19 protein-coding genes are annotated in these 20,696 nt (G+C 44.7%); all 19 read right to left on the reverse strand.

Features of this window, described 5'->3' with window-relative positions; translation table 11 throughout:
• Positions 1–282: 282 nt before the first annotated feature.
• The 19 genes from lysS to tilS all read right to left on the reverse strand — a co-directional run bounded on the left by lysS (position 283) and on the right by tilS (position 20,684).
• Complete coding sequence (lysS, locus tag EJP82_RS21875) at positions 283–1,800, reverse strand: lysine--tRNA ligase (RefSeq protein WP_127194199.1); 1,518 nt, start codon at positions 1,798–1,800, stop codon at positions 283–285.
• 166 nt (positions 1,801–1,966) lie between these two features.
• Entirely contained in the window at positions 1,967–2,443 is a 477-nt protein-coding gene (gene greA, locus EJP82_RS21880) for a transcription elongation factor GreA (protein WP_127194200.1), read from the reverse strand.
• 370 nt (positions 2,444–2,813) lie between these two features.
• Entirely contained in the window at positions 2,814–3,815 is a 1,002-nt protein-coding gene (dusB, locus tag EJP82_RS21885) for a tRNA dihydrouridine synthase DusB (protein WP_127194201.1), read from the reverse strand.
• Between the two features lie 226 nt (positions 3,816–4,041).
• Positions 4,042–4,248, reverse strand: a complete 207-nt coding sequence (locus EJP82_RS21890) for a helix-turn-helix domain-containing protein (RefSeq protein WP_211350247.1) — start codon at positions 4,246–4,248, stop codon at positions 4,042–4,044.
• The gene (gene folK, locus EJP82_RS21895; RefSeq protein WP_127194202.1) at positions 4,200–4,748 is read right to left on the reverse strand and encodes a 2-amino-4-hydroxy-6-hydroxymethyldihydropteridine diphosphokinase; all 549 of its coding nucleotides are present in this window, start codon (positions 4,746–4,748) and stop codon (positions 4,200–4,202) included. Before folK ends, EJP82_RS21890 begins: the two co-directional genes overlap by 49 nt.
• A gap of 8 nt (positions 4,749–4,756) precedes the next feature.
• A complete protein-coding gene (gene folB / locus EJP82_RS21900; protein WP_127194203.1) occupies positions 4,757–5,119 on the reverse strand; it encodes a dihydroneopterin aldolase in 363 nt (120 codons plus the stop codon).
• Between the two features lie 86 nt (positions 5,120–5,205).
• Positions 5,206–6,042 carry a dihydropteroate synthase gene (gene folP, locus EJP82_RS21905; RefSeq protein ID WP_127194204.1) on the reverse strand — a complete coding sequence of 279 codons (837 nt, stop codon included), beginning with the start codon at positions 6,040–6,042 and terminating at the stop codon, positions 5,206–5,208.
• A gap of 1 nt (position 6,043) precedes the next feature.
• On the reverse strand, positions 6,044–6,949 hold the full coding sequence (pabC, locus tag EJP82_RS21910) for an aminodeoxychorismate lyase (protein WP_127194205.1): 906 nt from the start codon (positions 6,947–6,949) through the stop codon (positions 6,044–6,046).
• Positions 6,946–7,527, reverse strand: a complete 582-nt coding sequence (gene pabA / locus EJP82_RS21915; RefSeq protein WP_127194206.1) for an aminodeoxychorismate/anthranilate synthase component II — start codon at positions 7,525–7,527, stop codon at positions 6,946–6,948. Before pabA ends, pabC begins: the two co-directional genes overlap by 4 nt.
• Complete coding sequence (locus tag EJP82_RS21920) at positions 7,527–9,122, reverse strand: anthranilate synthase component I family protein (protein ID WP_127194207.1); 1,596 nt, start codon at positions 9,120–9,122, stop codon at positions 7,527–7,529. The genes pabA and EJP82_RS21920 overlap by 1 nt, the downstream gene beginning before the upstream one ends.
• A gap of 189 nt (positions 9,123–9,311) precedes the next feature.
• Positions 9,312–10,250, reverse strand: a complete 939-nt coding sequence (cysK, locus tag EJP82_RS21925; RefSeq protein WP_127194208.1) for a cysteine synthase A — start codon at positions 10,248–10,250, stop codon at positions 9,312–9,314.
• A 241-nt stretch (positions 10,251–10,491) separates the two neighbouring features.
• A complete protein-coding gene (hslO, locus tag EJP82_RS21930; protein WP_127194209.1) occupies positions 10,492–11,400 on the reverse strand; it encodes an Hsp33 family molecular chaperone HslO in 909 nt (302 codons plus the stop codon).
• A gap of 405 nt (positions 11,401–11,805) precedes the next feature.
• Positions 11,806–12,573, reverse strand: coding sequence for a type III pantothenate kinase (locus EJP82_RS21935; protein ID WP_127194258.1), 768 nt, complete (start codon positions 12,571–12,573; stop codon positions 11,806–11,808).
• 8 nt (positions 12,574–12,581) lie between these two features.
• Complete coding sequence (gene nadC, locus EJP82_RS21940; protein ID WP_127194210.1) at positions 12,582–13,448, reverse strand: carboxylating nicotinate-nucleotide diphosphorylase; 867 nt, start codon at positions 13,446–13,448, stop codon at positions 12,582–12,584.
• Positions 13,438–15,054 (reverse strand): L-aspartate oxidase, encoded by a 1,617-nt coding sequence (gene nadB, locus EJP82_RS21945; protein ID WP_127194211.1) that lies wholly within the window; start codon positions 15,052–15,054, stop codon positions 13,438–13,440. Before nadB ends, nadC begins: the two co-directional genes overlap by 11 nt.
• A gap of 36 nt (positions 15,055–15,090) precedes the next feature.
• Positions 15,091–16,029: a quinolinate synthase NadA gene (gene nadA / locus EJP82_RS21950; RefSeq protein WP_127194212.1), complete on the reverse strand. Its 939-nt coding sequence runs from the start codon at positions 16,027–16,029 to the stop codon at positions 15,091–15,093.
• Between the two features lie 360 nt (positions 16,030–16,389).
• Positions 16,390–18,525, reverse strand: coding sequence for an ATP-dependent zinc metalloprotease FtsH (gene ftsH / locus EJP82_RS21955; protein WP_127194213.1), 2,136 nt, complete (start codon positions 18,523–18,525; stop codon positions 16,390–16,392).
• Positions 18,526–18,637: 112 nt separating this feature from the next.
• Positions 18,638–19,177: a hypoxanthine phosphoribosyltransferase gene (gene hpt / locus EJP82_RS21960; RefSeq protein ID WP_127194214.1), complete on the reverse strand. Its 540-nt coding sequence runs from the start codon at positions 19,175–19,177 to the stop codon at positions 18,638–18,640.
• A 61-nt stretch (positions 19,178–19,238) separates the two neighbouring features.
• Entirely contained in the window at positions 19,239–20,684 is a 1,446-nt protein-coding gene (gene tilS, locus EJP82_RS21965) for a tRNA lysidine(34) synthetase TilS (protein ID WP_127194215.1), read from the reverse strand.
• Between the last annotated feature and the right edge of the window lie 12 nt (positions 20,685–20,696).

Consider the following 20,696-nt stretch of genomic DNA (forward strand, 5'->3'; position numbering starts at 1 on the left):
ATTTTTGCTGGTGTTTCTCAGTTGTTAGCTGCAAACCGTTGCTCTCATCGGCCGGACTAATAATATAACATCTTTCCTGGGCTCATGCAAGCAATAATTTAAAGTTTTTTTAAATACATTTATTCAGACTATCTTATTACTGATTCCTTCTATAGGATGGCTCTCTACCGCACATCTGCACTTTAGGAGTTGAGATGCTTCATCCCCCCGTGATTGTACTGTATATTCAAAAAAACAAGCACGGCAGAATGCCGTACTTGTTTCTATAAATAACAATATATCTTACTCTGCTGCGATAGGACGCATATGAGGGAAGAGTAGTACATCGCGAATCGAGGCTGAGTCGGTCAATAGCATAACGAGTCTGTCTACACCGATACCTAATCCACCAGTTGGAGGCATACCATATTCCAATGCCCGGATGAAGTCATCATCCATCTCATGCGCTTCATCATTACCATGTTCACGTTCTAAGATTTGTGCCTCAAAACGTTGGCGTTGATCGATAGGATCATTTAATTCGGTAAACGCATTGGCGTGTTCGCGTCCAACGATAAACAATTCGAACCGATCCGTGAACCGAGGATCCTCTTGATTCTTCTTAGCTAGCGGAGATATCTCTAGCGGATGCCCATATACGAATGTTGGTTGAATCAAGGTTTCCTCAACAAAATGTTCAAAGAATGCATTCAAAATATGACCAAACGTCATATGTGCGTCCACTGGAACTTTATGTTCTTTCGCCAAAGCATGTGCTTCCTCATTGGTCATGTGCACTCCAAAATCAACACCAGTGACTTCTTTGACCACATCTACCATAGATACACGGCGCCACTGCGGAGTTAGATCTACTTCATAATCTTGATAACGAATCACTGTCGTACCCAATACTTCTTGAGCAATATGGGCGATCATATTTTCAGTTAACGCCATAATATCCTTATAGTCGGCATATGCTTCATATAATTCAATCATAGTGAATTCCGGATTATGACGTGTAGACATACCTTCGTTCCGGTAAACTCGCCCGATTTCATACACTTTCTCGAGGCCGCCCACGATCAGGCGTTTCAAGTGAAGCTCAATAGCTATCCGCATGTATAACTGCATATCCAATGCATTGTGATGCGTAACAAATGGACGGGCAGCTGCACCCCCAGCAATACTATGAAGAGTTGGAGTTTCTACTTCCAAATAACCTTGGGAATCCAAGTAATGACGCATGGATTGAATAATCCGCGAACGTTTAATAAACGTTTGTTGTACTTCAGGGTTGACGATCAGATCGATGTAACGCTGGCGATATCTTAGTTCAACGTCTTTCAAACCATGATACTTGTCTGGAAGTGGGTAGAGCGATTTAGATAGAATCTCTAGATCTTTAACTTTGATCGATGTTTCTCCGGTCTTAGTCTTAAACACCTCACCTGTAACACCAACAAGATCCCCAAGATCAAGCAGACTAAATGCCGAGTATTTAACCTCAGGCACACTATCTTGTCGAACGTAGATTTGAATTTTACCCGATAGATCTTGGATGTGGGCAAAGCTTGCTTTTCCCATACCACGTTTGGCCATCAAGCGTCCAGCAATCGAAACCTCGACCTTCTTCTCTTCTAATTCTTCCTTAGAGAGTTGATCATATTGCTGCATAATATCTCCTGCGTTATGTGTTCTTACATACTTACCTCCGAAGGGATCTATACCTAGCCCCCGTAACTCGTCCAATTTATCACGGCGAATCTGTAACAATTCACTAACTTCGACTTCCTGATCCTGTTGATTATGCTCTTCACTCATCTTCGCTTCACTCCTTGCAGACTTGTATTTGGTTTGGGCTTAGCTTGTCTCTTTCAACAACGCCAACCTTATGAACTAAAATATAAGTAACATACTTTGCTTATATTCTAAAATACAGTGAAAGAAGCTTCCACCGGGGAAGCTTCTTTCACTCGGTAATTCCGCATTATTTCTTGATATCAACAATTTTATATTGAATCGTTCCAGCCGGCACTGCTACATCAACTACAGCGCCTTTTTTCTTACCTAGGATTGCTTTTCCTACTGGACTTTCGTTGGATATTTTATTCTGTAGTGGATCAGATTCAGCACTGCCTACAATAGCATATTCCATTGTATCACCGTACTCCATATCTTTCACCGTTACAGTAGAACCGATGCTCACCGTATCTGTAACAATCTCATCGTTGTTAATAATTCGTGCATTACGTAGCATCTTCTCAAGAGTAATAACCCGTCCTTCAATAAAAGCCTGCTCATTCTTAGCATCTTCATACTCTGAGTTTTCACTAATATCTCCATAGCCGATAGCTACCTTAATACGCTCCGCAACTTCGCGGCGTTTAACTGATTTCAAATTCTCTAGTTCTTCTTCCAGTCTCTTCAACCCATCTTGTGTAAGGATGACTTGTTTATCGCTCATTCAACCCATTCTCCTGTCATGGAAATAATTTTCGCACTATGCGCACGAACATCGATCGCCTTCTAGTCAAAACAGTTACAATAATAGCCGACCGCTTAGACTTTCGTCCCCATAAGGTTACCGAGTTGCCGCTATGGCAACGGTCTTGAAAATTCACGCATCATTTGAGAATATCATATGCATTCTTATGGAGCGAGAGACCTCTCCATGCTGTGGAAGTTATCTCCTGTGGCGAATTTATACTGTGAAATTATAGGTGAAGCACTGCGAAATGTCAATGACACCCGATTCTTCAAATGTAAACGTTTCATGAACCGGGACTTATCTCATTAAATTCATTATATTCATCAAAATCATCCGTACCCCGTGGTTACGCGGATTCTGCATCTTCAGATTTAGCAGCAAGCGTCTCGGCGACAAAATCTTCAAGAATTCGCACCATCTCGTCGCGCTTGGTCTCCTCCATAATCACATCTTTGACGCGAGCTGCAGCTTTCAAGCCCTTCAGATACCAAGCCAAATGCTTACGCATTTCACGAACGGCAACATACTCACCTTTAAGTGCGGATAACCGATCCATATGCAAAATAGCTATACGAATCTTTTCCTCAATCCCAGGTTCAGGATGTAACTGGCCCGTCCTCAAGTACTCCACTGTACGATACAGCATCCATGGATTCCCTAGCGCTCCTCTACCGATCATGACGCCATCGCAGCCAGTTTCATCCAGCATTCGTTTAGCATCTTCTGGCGTAGTGATATCGCCATTACCAATGACAGGGATGGACACAGCCTGTTTAGCTTGGCGAATATAATCCCAGTCTGCTTTTCCTGTATACAATTGTTCACGCGTCCGACCGTGCACACTGATGGCTTTCCCGCCAGCTTGCTCAACGGCTTTCGCATTATCAACGACGAAGATATGTTCAGAATCCCAGCCGATTCTCATTTTTACTGTAACCGGCTTACTAACGGCATCAACTACGGCTGATACCATTTCAAATATTTTATTTGGTTCCAGGAGCCAACGGGCACCTGCATCGCATTTTGTCACTTTAGGCACTGGGCAACCCATATTAATATCTATTATGTCTGCATTTGTCTGTTGATCGACTACTTTAGCAGCTTCAACAAGGGACGCACGATCCCCGCCAAAAATCTGTAGACTTAGTGGCTTCTCCCGTTCATCGACAAATAACATTTCCTTTGTACGTTTGTTGCCGTGAATGATGGCTTTATCGCTAACCATCTCTGCACAGACGAGCCCGGTACCAAATTCTTTGGCAATAAGCCGGAAAGCCGGATTGCACACACCCGCCATTGGGGCGAGCACGACTTGATTTTTCATTTCAATGTCGCCGATTTTTAGCATGATGGTTCCTCCTAAAAGTTTTGCGAGTATATACTTCTTGAATTACTTCGAACAAAACTTGCATCGTAAGCATCCGCTTAGTTTTGCGAGCATACGCTCCTATGAATAGCATCGAACAAAACTTACTTCGTAAGCGTCCGCTTAGTTTTGTGTGTATCTGCTTCTTTGGATGACTTCGTGCAAAACTTGCATCGTAAGCTTGGATCACTTCGAACAAAACCTACATCTATTTGGGTAACTTCAACTCTGATAAACTTACGTTCAGAATATCTGCAATTTTATTTAAAATTCGATCTTCTGGATGGCGGTTGCCCCGCTCCATAGCTCCCAGGATAGCAAGTGAGACACCTGATTTGTCTGCAAGCTCCTGCTGCGTATACCCTTTTAATTTCCGGAAAGCGCGGATGCGCCGTGCCAGGTGCATGTCTTCCAAAACCGAACGCCTTCCTTTCCTTCTATCTGATCCAAAGCCTCATGCAAACTTGCATACAGACCACTTGCTTCTTCCTCCGGAACAATATCCGCTAGAGGTACTAGTACAAATGCCCGTTCAAACATTCGTGGATGAGGTAAGGTAAGCAAGGTAGTATCCACTTCTCTCCCCTCAATCCATAAGAGATCCAGATCGACCGTTCGTGGTCCAAAGCGAATCAATCTTTCACGTCCAAGACGAAGTTCAATCTCCAGCATAAGAGAAAGTAAGGACTCCGGGTGTAATGCTGTTCTCACCGCTACAACCATATTTACAAAACACGGTTGATCAAGATAACCTACGGGATCTGTCTCATATAAATTAGAGCAGCGTACCACTGTAATATCGGCGTGTTCCTCAAGGCAGGCAATAGCCTCCATTAAAGTTTTCTCCCGATCCCCTAAGTTAGCTCCTAAAGCTATATAAGCCTCTGATATATCAGAGGACGAATGCATATTCATAACACTTCTCACTTTCTCGAACGGTACATCTCGACCGTCACACCTTCAAAATGAATATCAAATGGTGGATGTGGTTTCGTCACACCAACCGTAAGTGCACCTACCATAGTATAAGTGTCCAAAACCGAGGATGCAATATCCTCAGCCAGCGCTTCAATTAACTTAAAGCTCTTTTTCTCGACGATTCCTTTGACAAGCTCATGAACTTCGGCATAATTTACCGTTTTGCTCAGATCGTCATTTATCCCCGCCTCATGTAGATCAAGCTCCAGTGTAAGATCGATGTAATATCGTTGTCCAAGCTTGCGCTCCTCATCAAACACGCCATGATAACCGTAGTATTCCATGCGTCTAAGTATCATTTTATCCATAAAAAAAGCCACGCCTTCCACTTTAAAATTTTCTTTGTATTTTACAGCTGAAACCCTATTTTAAAAAGCCCCGCACTCTTAATTAGCTACGCATACAACATGGCATCGCACATCTTCACCGTGCGCTTGATCTCGAGCACATCGTGAACGCGTACGATTTGACAACCTTGGGCTATTCCGAATGCCACTGTCGCCGCCGTGCCTTGAAGCGTATCCTCAACCGGTAGATCCAGTGCAGTGCGAATAAATCTTTTGCGTGATGTACCTAGTAGTAGCGGGTATCCTAATTTCATCAACTCATCCAGCTCTCGCATGACCTTTAAGTTCTCTGCATAATCCTTAGCGAAGCCAATCCCTGGATCAAGTAAGATATTTTCGTCCAATACGCCAGCAGCTTTGGCAATATCCACACTTTGCATTAAATCGTTAGCGACATCTTGAATCAGGTTCGTGTAATTCCGATCATGTCGATTATGCATCAAAATAACCGGACACCCATATTGGGCAGCAACCTTCGCCATATCTGGATCCTGTTTAAATCCCCAGATGTCGTTTATGATATGCCCGCCAGCCTTAAGTGCCTCCCGAGCTACTACAGACTTGTATGTGTCTACTGAGATTGTAATACCAGGTGCTTCGCGATGTAAGGCTTCCACAATGGGGATTACTCGCTCTAACTCTTCTTGCTCTCCAACTGGCTCATGACCGGGTCTTGTTGACTCCCCGCCTATATCAATCAGGTCAGCTCCATCTGCAACCATCTGCAGTGCATGCGCAACCGCACGGTCTACGTCATTGTAGCGCCCTCCATCCGAGAATGAGTCCGGCGTTACATTCAGAATGCCCATCACCAAAGTCCGCTCTCCAAGCGTTAAAACCGTATCTCCACAGCGATAAATCCGTTTGTACAACATTGGTTGCATTTCAAATTCCCACTTTCGCTCTATAACTGCTCAATAGTCTTGCCGTAATGGGTCCAATCTCTCCACCACTAATCCTATTAGAACTTCCAGCACTTCCTTCAGTTGATTCCAATCTAGGTACTACAAGCTTTGTCACAGGCACTAGTTCCTGTATGGAGTTGGTAACGAATATCTCATCCGCTTCCATTAACATCTCCCACGTATATTGCCCCTCCTGCTTGTCCAATCCCTGCTCCTCTGCCATTTCCAATACAACAGCACGTGTAATCCCAGGGAGAATGCCAGTTCCAATGTTAGGTGTATATAGGGTGCCACCAAGCACAAAGAATAAATTGCTTACTATACCTTCAGCCAAATATTCCTGTTCCGTAAGCAGCAGCCCCTCGATTGGGAGAGCTGGATTCGGTTTATATTGAGATAGTTCCCTTTTTGCTAAAATATTGTTCATATAATGTAACGATTTGAAGCGGATATCACCTTCCGGCGTATTTCTCCGTGTGCTGAGACGCCATAGCTCTTTACCCTCGGTATAGAGCCGAGTCCCGGGGTCTGGAAGTGGTTTGACGTATACTATGACTGTAGGCTTCACGTAGTCGTCTGAAGGAAGTCCGAGTGGACCTTCGCCCGCCGAAACGGTAAAACGAATATACCCCTCCTGAAGGCCATTTGCCTGCATTAAGTCTTGTATTTCAGTTGCCACCTGATCAGGGTCGCCAATATAGCGGATTCCTAAGCTATGACATCCCTGTCTCAGACGTTCCAAATGTCTCTCTAACAAAAAGGGACGCCCCCCGTATGTACGAAATGTCTCAAATAGACCCACTCCGTACATGAAGCCGTGATCCATTACGGAAATCACGGCTTCAGCAGTAGGGGTGGGCTTCCCATTCACCCCGATGTATTTCATGCTTGGACTTCCGTCTTAGGGTTCAGAAAATTACGAAGGATTTGATGTCCATGATCCGTAATGATTGACTCTGGATGAAACTGAACTCCCTCTATAGCATATTGTTTATGACGTAACCCCATAATTTCGCCTTCTTCGGTTTCCGCAGTAATCTCCAGACAATCCGGCAGGCTATCCCGTTCAACAATTAAAGAGTGATACCGAGTTGCTGTAAAAGGCGATGGGAGTCCTGTAAATACCGATTGTCCGTTATGGTGAATCGGCGAGGTCTTCCCGTGCATAAGCCGCTCAGCGCGTATTACATTTCCACCGAAGGCCTGACCGATCGCTTGATGGCCTAGGCAAACGCCAAAGATAGGTATAACTCCTTTGAATCGCTCAATGAGCGCAAGTGTGATCCCAGCTTCATTTGGTGTGCAAGGTCCCGGCGAAATCAAGATATGATTCGGCTGCATGTCCTCGATCCCTTGTAGATCGATTTCATCATTACGGCGAACTGTGACTTCTTCTCCAAGCTCTCCCAAGTACTGTACCAAGTTGTAAGTAAACGAATCGTAGTTATCAATAACCAGTATCATTATTTCATCCCCTGTTCTTGGCCTTCACCCGGAGTATTCTGACTAAGCAACACCGCCAAAACGATGGCTCTAGCTTTATTATGGCATTCCCTGTATTCGCGATAAGGAACTGAATCAATAACAATGCCAGCTCCCGTCTGTATATAACCAAATCCATCTTTTACTACTAATGTACGTATAATAATATTTAATTCCATATTCCCGTTATAGTCAATCCATCCCATAGCTCCTGTATACGGACCTCGGGTGACCGGCTCCAACTCTTCAATGATCTCCATCGTCCTTACCTTTGGGGCTCCGGTAATGGTTCCACCGGGGAATAAGGCGGCGATGACATCATAAGGGGTCTTTCCGTCCTGAATGATGCCCTCCACTTGGGATACCAAGTGCATGACATGCGAATAATATTCGATGCTTAGTAGCTCACTCGCTTGCACGGAGCCGTACCGCGCGACACGTCCCACATCATTTCGCAGTAAGTCAACGAGCATGATATGCTCAGCCTGCTCCTTCTCATTGCTACGTAGCTCTTGAGCCATCTTTGCATCTTCTTCCGGCGAAGTACCCCGCCGCCTTGTCCCAGCAATCGGTCTTGTACTAACTTCATCTTGCTCCAGCTTCACTAGAAGCTCAGGAGAAGCGGAGACCAACTGGAAATCAGGCAACCGTAACAACCCCATATAAGGAGAAGGATTCAGCAGTCTCAACCATTCATAGATTTCCTCCGGCGAGGCCTGCAAAGGAATACTCTGCCTAAGCGACAGGTTAACCTGAAATACATCTCCAGCTCGGATATAGTCCTGAATCTTCCTTACAGCCGCTTCGAAATCTATCTGAGATAAGGATACAGTTGAATGATCCAGAACGGTATCGTCTAGTAATGAAGGAGTAGTTCTATCAACCTGGTTTATTGTCTTCTGCCGACTTGCTACTCGATCCATTGTGCTATCCGTGTTCGCGTCATCAACAATAGCATTCCAGTGCGCTACCATTCTTATTGCTCTATCTTCAGCCTCACTGTAGACAACTTCTAATTCTCCATCGCTTCTTAAACCTGAGGCGAGATGATCAAGCTGGGAATGAACGATAGCATAGATTTCTCCCTGCTCGTGATCAACAACCCACAATTCTTCCATTCGCATCCAGACATAATCGTCTAGTCCAAGATCATCCTCCGCAAGATGAGGAAGACGCTCCAGCGATCTTACAACATCATAACCAAGAAAACCTACTGCTCCGCCACTAAATTTGGGAAGCTCGGATAAATAAGGTGATTTGAATGGAGCCATCCATTGATGTAACACTTCCAACGGCTTACCATGTAGACGTGTTCTCACCCCAGAGGCCACATATTCAACTTCTGCAGTGTCGCCCTTACCCCGAATAACCGAGATTGGATTCAATCCGAGAAAAGTATACCGCCCCCCTTTACCACTCTCCAGCACAAAGGAGTAAGCCTGCGATCGTTCCCAAGCCGACATCCAATCTGCTGGTAGCCCTTTGGGTGACTTCCATTTAACGGCATAAGGAAGACAGGTCCATTGTTCTTCCTTCGCCCATTGCTTCCACTGTGCCCATGATGTTATACATTCCATCTTCGGTAAGACCCTCCAACCCTCGTTTAGCATTCTATTGCTTGCTAGTATACTAGAAGCCAAGCAAGTTTGAAACTCCTTGTTATTCATTCCTTATCTTCATAAAACAAACCCCCATGCCACCCATTTAAGGGTAACCATGAGGGTTGATAAATGATCCTTACGCGAGGATCATGTGTCTTAATGAAATTAAGCTTCGAAGTTGTACAACGGAGTACTAAGGTAACGCTCACCGTTACTTGGAATAATAACAACTACACGTTTACCTTTACCCAGTTCCTTCGCAACTTTCAGTGCAGCACGCACAGCAGCTCCTGAAGAAATACCGGATAGAATACCTTCTTCTTTGGCTACAATACGAGCCTGTTCGAAAGCTTCATCGTTCTCAATATGAATGATTTCATCATAGATTTCACGATTCAAAATTGCCGGAATAAAGTTTGCACCTAGACCTTGGATTTTGTGTGGTCCCGGCTTGCCGCCCGCTAGAATAGGGGAACCAGCTGGTTCAACAGCATAAATCTTAACATCAGGGAAACGTTTCTTCAGTACTTCACCAGCACCAGAAATAGTTCCGCCTGTACCGATTCCTGCCACGAAAGCGTCTAATTGGCCATCCAAAGACTCAATAGCTTCAACGATTTCCGGTCCAGTTGTTTCACGGTGGATCTTAACATTGGCTTGATTCCCGAATTGATCCGCGAAGAAATATTCTGGGTTTTCAGCCAAAATCTCTTGAGATTTCTTTACTGCTCCGTTCATACCTTCTGAACCAGGTGTCAGTACTAATTCAGCACCATAAGCACGTAGCAAGTTGCGACGTTCGATACTCATTGTTTCTGGCATTACGATAATTGCTTTATAACCCTTTGCAGCGGCTACCAAAGCAAGTCCAATTCCTGTGTTACCACTAGTTGCTTCAACAATTGTGCCGCCCGGCTTAAGTTGGCCAGCCTTTTCCGCTTCTTCAACAATGCTGATTGCAATACGGTCTTTCACACTGGATCCTGGGTTTTGGTATTCTAACTTCACATAGATTTCTGCGCTGTCTTCTGGAACGATTCGATTCAGACGAACTAACGGAGTACCACCAATAAGATCAGTTACACTATTAACGACTTTTGCCATCTAAAAGCCCTCCCTTTGGGAAATATAGTAATTTAATATAAGAACGATTCTTCTAGTTGTAAAAATAAAAGCGAATATATATCACTTTCATTTATTTCCGAGTGGATAAGTTGGTTTTGATATCATTATCTTAACAACACCGATCGGAGTTGTCAATAAGTGCCTAAAAAAATTACCTGCCTTCAATATCAGCCTATGCTATAAGGAACAATTGAAGTCCAAAGGGAGGGGGTAATTCATATTAGTGGGTATCTAAGTTCGACTTCTCTGTCTGCGAAATAAGCGTCTGTACTTCCTCTACGCTAAATGTATATGCTTCATTACAAAAATCACACACAACTTCGGTCTCTTCTCCAGCCTCATTCAGATCAACTAACTCATCCTTACCTAAACTGATCAGTGTCCGCTCAACTCGCTCCCGAGAGCAGTTACAGGTGAACTTAATATCCATCTCCTCCAACACCTTTATATCAGGCAGTAACCAGCTAAGCATCTCCTCAAGATCGAGGCCTTGATCCAATAGCGATGTAACCGGAGGCATTTGTCCTACCGCATGTTCAATAGCATTGATCTCACTGTCACTCAATCCTGGAAGCAGCTGTATGATGAATCCACCTGCTACAATGACAGAAGAATCAACATCCACCAGCACTCCTAGTCCAACTGCAGAAGGTGTTTGCTCCGATATAGCAAAATAATATGTGAAGTCCTCTCCAAGTTCGCCGGAGATAATAGGTACACTTCCCCGATAAGGCTCTTTCAGACCTAAATCCTTGGTCACATGAATGAAGCCCGTCGTACCAACAGCACCTGCTACATCTAATTTCCCTTTACTGTTACTTGGAAGATGAACATGCGGCTCCTTTACATAACCCCGGACTTCTCCCTTGGCATTCGCATCCGCGACGATACTTCCGATCGGGCCATCACCTTTCACTTGGATCGTAAGTTTCTCGTTACCTTTCAACATAGCGCCCATCATAGCCGCTGCTGTTACTGTACGTCCTAGTGCAGCTGTTGTTGTAGGAAAGGTGTCATGACGACGACGTAGTTCCTCCACAAGTTGTGTAGTTCGTACCGCAAATGCGCGTACTTTACCATCCATTGCAGTACCGCGGATTAGGCGGTCCTTTTCTATTTGTTTGTTCATATAATGTCCTCCTTAAGTTTTCTCTTGCTCTCATCACAGTGTTCTTATCTTATCCAAATCGCCCTCTAACCCCGCTTAGGTAACGGGTAAATAACATAGGCGCTCCCGCTTCTGTGCCTTTCGGAGATGCGCATGGGTTTGTTTAGAACACTTTATCCTTGCGGGTATGTCTTACTTTAGGCTCTCCCGAGTTACCTGTCAAATCGCTCGTACTTCTTGACGTTTCAAGCAACAAAGAGCGCCATAGCCGCTTGTACCCTTCGGGTACGCTCTGCTTCTGGCGCTCTTACAAAAGAATAGTGCTGTGGTAGGCGCTATTGTGGCTGCATTGTATTACAACATTTGGATGATTAGATATTCTCCCCTTGGGAAAAGTTCACCTCGTTGTAAAAGCAAAAATAGTTCCTATTGCTGGTTCCGCTCATAGATGATGCGGAGGCCCTCAAGTGTCAGACGCGGGTCAACCTCTTGGATGGAACGTGTCTCGCTCGCGATCAATTCAGCAAGACCGCCGGTTGCGATCACTTTAGGCTGAGCGTTCATCTCAACGGCGATCCGTTCAACAATCCCATCAACCTGACCGGCATAGCCAAAAATAATTCCTGCCTGCATCGCTGTAACGGTATTCCGCCCAATCACTTTCTTCGGCTTCTCGAGTTCGATCCGCGGCAGCTTAGATGCTCGCAAATAAAGTGCCTCTGTAGAAATACCGATACCCGGTACAATTGCGCCGCCGAGATAATTACCTTCCGCGTCAACACAATCAAATGTCGTTGCGGTACCGAAATCGACGACGACTAACGGACCACCGTACTTTTCAATCGCAGCAACAGCGTTAACGATACGGTCTGCTCCTACTTCTTTCGGGTTCTCATACCGTAGGTTTAGTCCAGTCTTTATGCCAGGACCAACAACCATCGGCTTTTTCTTCATATATTTTTCACAGAGTTCCTCAAGTACATGCATGAGTGGAGGCACAACCGAAGAAATAATGACCCCTTCGATTTCTTCTACATTAATTTTAGACATTTGAAATAAATTGTAAATCATAACACCATATTCATCCACCGTTGACTGCCGGTTCGTCGCAAGTCGGAAATGATGAAGCAACTCACGGTTCCTATAGATTCCAAGCACGATATTTGAGTTACCTACATCTATCACAAGGAACATTGGTTTTTTCACCCTTCCTTCTTCTCATTGATGTCCAGGCTAATGTCCAAGCAATCAAAGGAATATGTCAACCGTCCCACGGAGATCACATCTACACCACTCTCAGCAATTGCACGAATAGTAAGTAGTGAGACATTACCAGAAGCTTCAACAGTTACATGAGGGGCTTTAGCTTTAATCCGGCGTACTGCTTCTTTCATCAGATCAGGTGCCATATTGTCCAACATAATAATATCGGCCCCTGCAGCCAGAGCTTCTTCAACCTGCTCTAAGCTCTCCGTCTCTACTTCAATCGTCATCGTATGTGGGATGTTAGCACGGGCACGACTAACAGCGCCAGCAATTCCGCCTGCACCTTTGATATGATTATCCTTAATCATTACGGCATCATACAATCCGAAACGATGGTTGGCACCACCACCCGTACGAACAGCATACTTCTCCAGCATACGATGTCCTGGCGTGGTTTTCCTTGTGTCGACCAATCGAACCGGTAAACCTCCGATCGCATTCACATACTGGCTTGTCCGTGTAGCAATACCTGATAGACGTTGCAACAGATTTAAAGCCAATCGCTCACCTGTCAAAATACTATGCGTACTTCCTTCTACCTCTGCTAACACCGTTCCCTTAGTCACAAATTGACCATCTTGAACACATGCGGTAAATGAAAGCGCTGGGTCTACGACCTCAAACACCAATTCTGAAACTGGCATCCCGGCGATAATTCCATCTTCCTTGGCATGGATGATTCCCTTAGACTGATGCCCAGCGGGCACGGTCACACGAGTTGTGACATCTCCAGATCCAACATCTTCCTTTAGCCAACCGGTAATCGATTCAATTAACTCTGCGTTATATCCGTTAAACATCATCACTAATTTCCTCCGACATTCCTTTTTCGCGATGCTGTAAAATATGTTTGCGCCACTCTATATCATTTCGTTCTGGATAATCTTCGCGGTAATGTCCGCCCCGACTCTCTTCACGCGCAAGTGCTGCTTCCGCTAGTAACAAAGCGCTAGTAAGCATATTAGCAAATTCCAACTGTTCTCGTGTATGTAGTACGGTATCAAAAATCGGCAGTTGTCGTTTTAGATCCTGTAATCCTTTCAGCAGTCCTTCACCCGTCCGACGTAGCCCCACTTGACGAACCATAATTCTTTGGAGCTTCATACGTAGCTCAACAATCGGTGTGATTGCCTTCTCTTCGCGATTAGCCTTGTAGGAAATACCTTTCCCTGTTTTTTCTAAACGATCCAACTGGGAAATGCGATCAATAATTCTCCGTCCAAACACAAGGGCTTCCGACAGTGAGTTACTAGCTAAGCGGTTTGCTCCATGAACCCCTGTGGACGATACTTCTCCACAAGCGAATAAGCGATTCACACTAGTTTCCCCATGATGACTCGTCTTGACGCCCCCCATCATATAATGCGCAGCGGGTGCAACGGGAATCCAGTCTGTAGTCATATCGAGTCCGTATCCAATACAAGTTTCATAAATCGTTGGGAAACGATGTTTGATCGTTTCGGGTGCTTCATGCGTAATATCTAAATAGACTAGGCTTGACCCTGTCTCTTCCATCTCGCTAACAATAGCTCTTGCCACGATATCCCGAGGCGCAAGTTCCAATAGTTCATGATATTTCTCCATAAATCGCTCACCTTTAATATTACGGAGAACAGCACCTTCGCCACGTACAGCCTCGGAGATCAAAAATCTCGGCGCTCCAGGATAACATAATGAGGTCGGGTGAAATTGGATAAATTCCATATCTCGAATCAACGCTCCTGCGCGATAGGCCATAGCGATACCATCGCTTGTCGCCACTTCTGGATTCGTCGTGTAACGATATAACTGACCCGCGCCACCCGAACACAGAATCGTCGCACTCCCGCGAAGAAATACCTTCTTCCCATCTGGGTGCTGGACTAAAGCCCCTAAGCATTCATTCTCCTCTGTAATTAAATCAATTACAAAATGGTTATCCCATACTTCGATGTTCGAATGCGTGGTGACTTGCTCCGCCAATGCACGTACAATTTCATAGCCGGTTGCATCACCATTAGCGTGTAATATACGACGATGACTATGTGCACCTTCTTGAGTAAGCGCTAATTCTCCATTCTCCAAATCAAAGGAAGTACCGAGCTTAATTAACTCCTGCACACCTCCAGGGCCTTCATTAACTAGAATATCCACGGAATCTGAGGAACATAATCCCGCTCCAGCAAGCAGTGTATCTTGCCGATGATACTGAGGTGAATCCTCTTCAGAGATAACGGCGGCGATTCCTCCCTGGGCATATCTCGTATTACTTTCAAGCAGCGATTTCTTAGTAATCATAATGACACGGCGATCTTCACTCGCTTTAATTGCTGTGAATAGACCCGCGATGCCAGATCCAATCACAATAACGTCCGTATCGATTACTGTCAGTTCATTAACATCAAAATCAACCAAGTATTGTGGAATCAATTACGTCACCTATCTTGAACAAGAGAGTAGCGCATACTACTTTACTTGTAGCATGCGCTCTAGGGAGGTTCTAGCTTGATCGGCAATGGCAGGAGGCACATAAATCTGTGGTTGCATTGTCTCCAGACATTTGACTAGCTTCTTCAAATTATTTACTTTCATGTTAGGGCAGACAAGGAATTTTGTCGCAAAGTGGAACTCTTTATCTGGGCTGTCCAACCGTAACTGATATCCCGTACCGTCTTCTGTCCCAACAATGAACTTTTTATTTGTGGAATTTTTACAATAGTCAAGGATTGCTGTCGTGCTTCCAACAAAATCACCCATTGCTACTACTTCTGGGCGACATTCAGGATGTACTACAAACTCCGCACCTGGGTGAAGCGCACGCATCTCTATTACGTCCTTTATGGTCAACATATCATGGGTGTTACAATACCCTTCCCAGATGATTAGCTTCTTGTCTGTATGCTGCTGAACATAATGACCCAAATTTTTGTCTGGTACCCAAATAATTTCGTCAGCATCGACTGAATTAATCACTTTAACCGCATTGGAAGATGTACAGCAAATATCTGTTTCTGCTTTGATCTCTGCTGAAGAGTTAATGTACGTTACAACTTTAGCATTAGGGTGTTTAGCTTTCATTTTACGCAAACCGTCTACATTGACCATATCGGCCATTGGACAACCTGCACGTTCATCGGGAATGAGTACAGTCTTATTAGGAGCCAAAATTTTGGCGCTTTCCCCCATAAAATGAACCCCGCAGAAAACTATGACTTCCGCATCCGTTGAAGCCGCTTTCTGGGCAAGCAAAAACGAATCGCCTCTGAAATCGGCGACCTCCTGAATTTCATCACGCTGATAATAATGCGCTAGAATAATAGCGTTACGTTCCTTCTTCAACGTAATCAGTCTCTCCCGCAGCTCGCGGTTCATCTCAGCCTTCCGTTCCTGTGCTTGAGCTTCCACCTATTAGCCTCCCCCTTGATGCTTTGCGGTTCACTGCCGCAGACTCTCTCTATCATACATCTTATTAATGCTATTCATTGAATACGCCTAAAATCGATAAGAAAGTATAAAATTTCACGATGCTAGGCAGCGAACGCTAAAGTTTATTTGTTTCGGAGCTCCACTCTAATTTCCAGCGTAATCCTCCATATACTAAATAATTACTTTGCGGTGTTTAACAACTAATTTACACAAGCAAAGTTGCGCTGTCAATCTGCTAAAATAATAAATACAACAAAAGCCCGGAGAAACATAAAACTGTTTCCCGGGCTTAATGAATTGTTCTACATTCTTACATGTGAGAAGCAGGTAAAGATAAAATTAAACGGTTGGTGTGTTACCACCATTTCCTGGACCTTTATCAGAATCATCATGATCCGGTTTCTCCGGTGCATCATTAACGCTATCCGCAGGTTCATCCACCGTTGGTTCGCTAATGATATCATTTGGAGTTGGAGCTGGCTCATCATTAGGAATATCACCAAGTGGTGCTAACGATCCCGACTCCTCTGTTTTTCCTTGAATACGAACGCGAACATCACCAACATTATCAATGACAGGCTCACCAGTTACAGTTGAACCGCCATCTCCTTCATCGTTAGTCGCGACCGCATCAGGCAATTTACCCGTCTCAATAAGCGATTTGATTTGATCCAATTCTAATGTCTCAACCTCAAGCAACGTTTGTGCAATAAGGTGAAGCTCTTTAGAATGCTCAGTCAAAAGCTGCTTACAACGTTCATACGAACTGCTAATGAAATGCTGCATTTCTTGATCGATCTCATAAGCAATTTGATCACTATAGTTCTGCTCATGTCCGATATCACGACCCAAGAATACTTGCCCTTGAGAGGATCCAAACTGCATCGGACCAAGCTTATCACTCATACCATATTGCATAATCATGCTACGTACAATGCTTGTTGCTTGTTGGAAGTCACTGTATGCACCTGTACCAATTTCACCGATGAACAATTCTTCGGCAACCCGGCCACCAAGTAATCCAGTCACTCTGTCGAGCAATTCTTGTTTGGTCGCTAGCATACGATCTTCTTTCGGCATCATAATAACATATCCGCCAGCGCGACCGCGTGGAATAATCGTTACTTTATGAACCATATCAGCATGCTCTAGGAAATATCCAACAATCGTATGACCCGCTTCATGATAAGCAACGATCCGTTTCTCACGATCACTGATCACGCGACTGCGTTTCTCAGTACCGACAATAACGCGGTCAATTGCTTCATCCACTTCACGCATCGAAATATCTTTACGATTACGACGTGCCGCCAAGAGAGCTGCCTCATTTAGCAAATTCTCTAGATCAGCGCCCGTGAAACCAGTGGTACGTTTAGCGACAACATCCAGCTTCACGTCATTGGTTAACGGCTTGTTACGCGCATGTACTTTAAGTACTGACTCACGGCCTTTCACATCTGGGCGGTCAACCGTAATTTGACGGTCAAAACGTCCTGGACGTAGCAATGCCGGGTCAAGAATATCTGCACGGTTTGTTGCAGCGATCATAATAATACCATCGTTACCTGCGAAACCGTCCATTTCTACGAGCAATTGGTTAAGTGTTTGTTCACGCTCATCATGTCCACCACCGAGTCCAGCACCGCGCTGACGACCTACGGCATCGATCTCATCGATAAAGATGATACATGGGGAGTTCTTCTTCGCATTCTCGAACAAATCCCGTACACGGGATGCACCGACACCGACGAACATTTCGACGAAGTCAGAACCTGAAATACTGAAGAATGGTACACCAGCTTCACCCGCAACTGCACGAGCTAGCAACGTTTTACCTGTACCTGGAGGGCCAACAAGTAGCACCCCTTTTGGAATCCGTGCGCCAACGGCAGTGAACTTCCGTGGATCTTTCAAGAACTCAACAACCTCAACAAGTTCTTGTTTCTCCTCATCAGCTCCGGCTACATCCTCAAAAGTAACCTTCTTCTTCTCTTCACTATAAAGACGAGCTTTACTCTTACCGAAGTTCATGACCTTGCCGCCGCCACCCTGCGCCTGATTAAACAGGAAGAAGAACAGAATGAACATAATGGCTAATGGTACGATCGATGTTAGGAAGGTGAGCCAAATACTCTCGCCTTGCATCTTCTTCCAAGTCAATTGGAAGTCATTTTGATCGCTGTAGGTTGTTATTTCCTTCAAGACATTCTCGTCAAAAGGAATAAACGTGGCGAAGTTCTTCGTCTTGGTCTTGCCTTCCTCGACGGCTTCCCTATACTTACCGGTTACCTGATAGGCGTAACCGTCAAATTTCCCGGTTAGTTCAGCAACATTGTTATCTTTCAACTGTTGCCGCAATTCATCGTACCTAGGGGTGACGGTTGTTTCTGTTCCACCGTTGAGGAATTGCACGATGCCCACCACGACTAAGAAAAGTATCAAATAAAACCCAGAATTCCGGATGAACCGATTCATCCCCTACCTCCTCTCAAAACCTTAAGTTATTTTAACATAGTCCTTCACGCTTTTACAAAAAACAGAATGTAGAATGAGGTGATATGGGTAACAGGCCCAAAGAGCCCCTAATTCACTTGGTGTATACTTCTGGCTTCAGTACTCCGACATACGGAAGATTGCGGTATCCCTCAGCATAATCCAAACCATAACCAACAACAAATGCGTCAGGTAGGATAAACCCTGCTAAATCAGCTTCCAAATCAATTGTTCGGCCAGATGGCTTATCAAACAAAGTAACGATCTTGACTGATTTTGCATTACGACGTTGCAATACATCTACCAAATAGCTTAGTGTAAGTCCACTATCGATAATATCTTCCACAATCAGAATGTCGCGTCCTTCAATTGAAGTGTCCAAATCCTTGATGATCTTTACTTCTCCGGATGATTTGGTTGAGTTACCGTAGCTAGACACAGCCATAAAATCAAGTTCGATCGGTACTGTAATTTCCTTCACCAAGTCCGCCATAAAAATAAAAGCGCCTTTCAAAATACAAATCACGAGTGGATTACGTCCTTCATATTCCTTACTAAGACGTTGCCCTAGCTCAGCAACTTTCTCCTTGATTTCTTCCTGACTAATTAGAACTTCCTGAATATCATTCTGCAAGTTAGGTAAACCTCCTACGTTATACTATGAATGCCTGAACTTAACCATAACCTGGGTATTGTTACTCGCTACCCGCAACTAAGGTAATCCGCATAACGGAAGACGTATGCTGGGTCACCATGGCAACTGTGGACCTACGAATGCCAGCAATCCACAGAATTCGGCCTTCAGCATCACTCACAATCGGAATCTGAGATCGAAGAGAGGGGGGAATCTTTTCATCAATAAAAATATCCTTCACCTTTTTGCTCCCATCTAGTCCCATAACTCTCATGATGTCTCCCGGCAGCCGGGAACGGACTGTAAGCGGATAGACCAATTGATCCGCATCAAATACTGCCTCGTCCTTACCCACCTTATTACTCTGCTTAACGATATGTTCTGCCTCGGACCGCAAAAAATGCAGTCTATGTCCCGCCCAAGGAATGGGCACTTCAGTGCGAAATGGATCTACACTGTAACTATAACCAGATAAATCACGATCCGCCACATTCGAAACAAACCGGATGATATCGTATTCCCGCAAACAACATAATCCACCACCAAGATCGAGACTCCAAGTCGTGGGCCGGTTCTGAACCGTCCCTTTTCGAATCGCTTCGATCTTAACAAAGTCACTTTCTTCCATGTTAAAAGGCAGATAATCTAATATTAGTTTAATCAACCTCCGTTGTAAAGCGGCATGTAAGGATGCAAACTGTGGAACTTTGAAGGCCAGACCTCCATCAACCTGAGATACTAAATTATCGTAGACATGAACCACCTCTTGTTGCATGTAGTCGTCTTCATCACCTATTACCTCAGCCAGACGATTTAGCGAAGCCACCAACTGTCCATTATATTGCCCCAAAAAAGGTAGCACATCCAAACGCACAGCATTTCGATCATATTTATTCAACAGATTACTGCTATCTGTTACATAAGGAATGTTAGCCGACTGACACGCCCGGACCAGTTCCGTCTTGTATATACGAAGTAAGGGGCGAATAAGTTCCACATTTCTTTCGTGCCTTGTGATCTTCATGCCTGCTAGACCCGTTGGTCCACTCCCACGTAGCAAACGCATCATAACCGTCTCCGCTTGATCATCTGCATGATGAGCTAGGGCGATGGATTTGGCTCCATATTTATCAGCTACACTATGTAGAAATTCATATCTCTTCTCCCGTGCTGCTAGTTGCGTCCCTTTACCTGTTTCCTTCATATAAGCTGGAACGTCGAAACTACCGAGTTCAAATGGGATATCAAGCTTAGCTGCTATCTCTGCAACAAACTCCGCTTCCTTGTCCGATTCCAGCCCGCGGAATCCGTGGTTAACATGAGCACACACGAGGTTCAAGCACATTTCATTATCCCTAGCTAGTTGATTGAGGATATGCAATAAAGCCACAGAATCCGGCCCTCCGGATACTGCGACTATGATGCAATCTCCAGGAGACCATAAATGATATTCCCGAGAGGTGCGGCGAACTTGTTCCACCAAACGGTTCATGCTTGGATCGTTCATATATCCTCCTCT

The sequence above is a fragment of the Paenibacillus anaericanus genome, assembly GCF_003994475.1.
GTDB lineage: Bacteria > Bacillota > Bacilli > Paenibacillales > Paenibacillaceae > Fontibacillus > Fontibacillus anaericanus.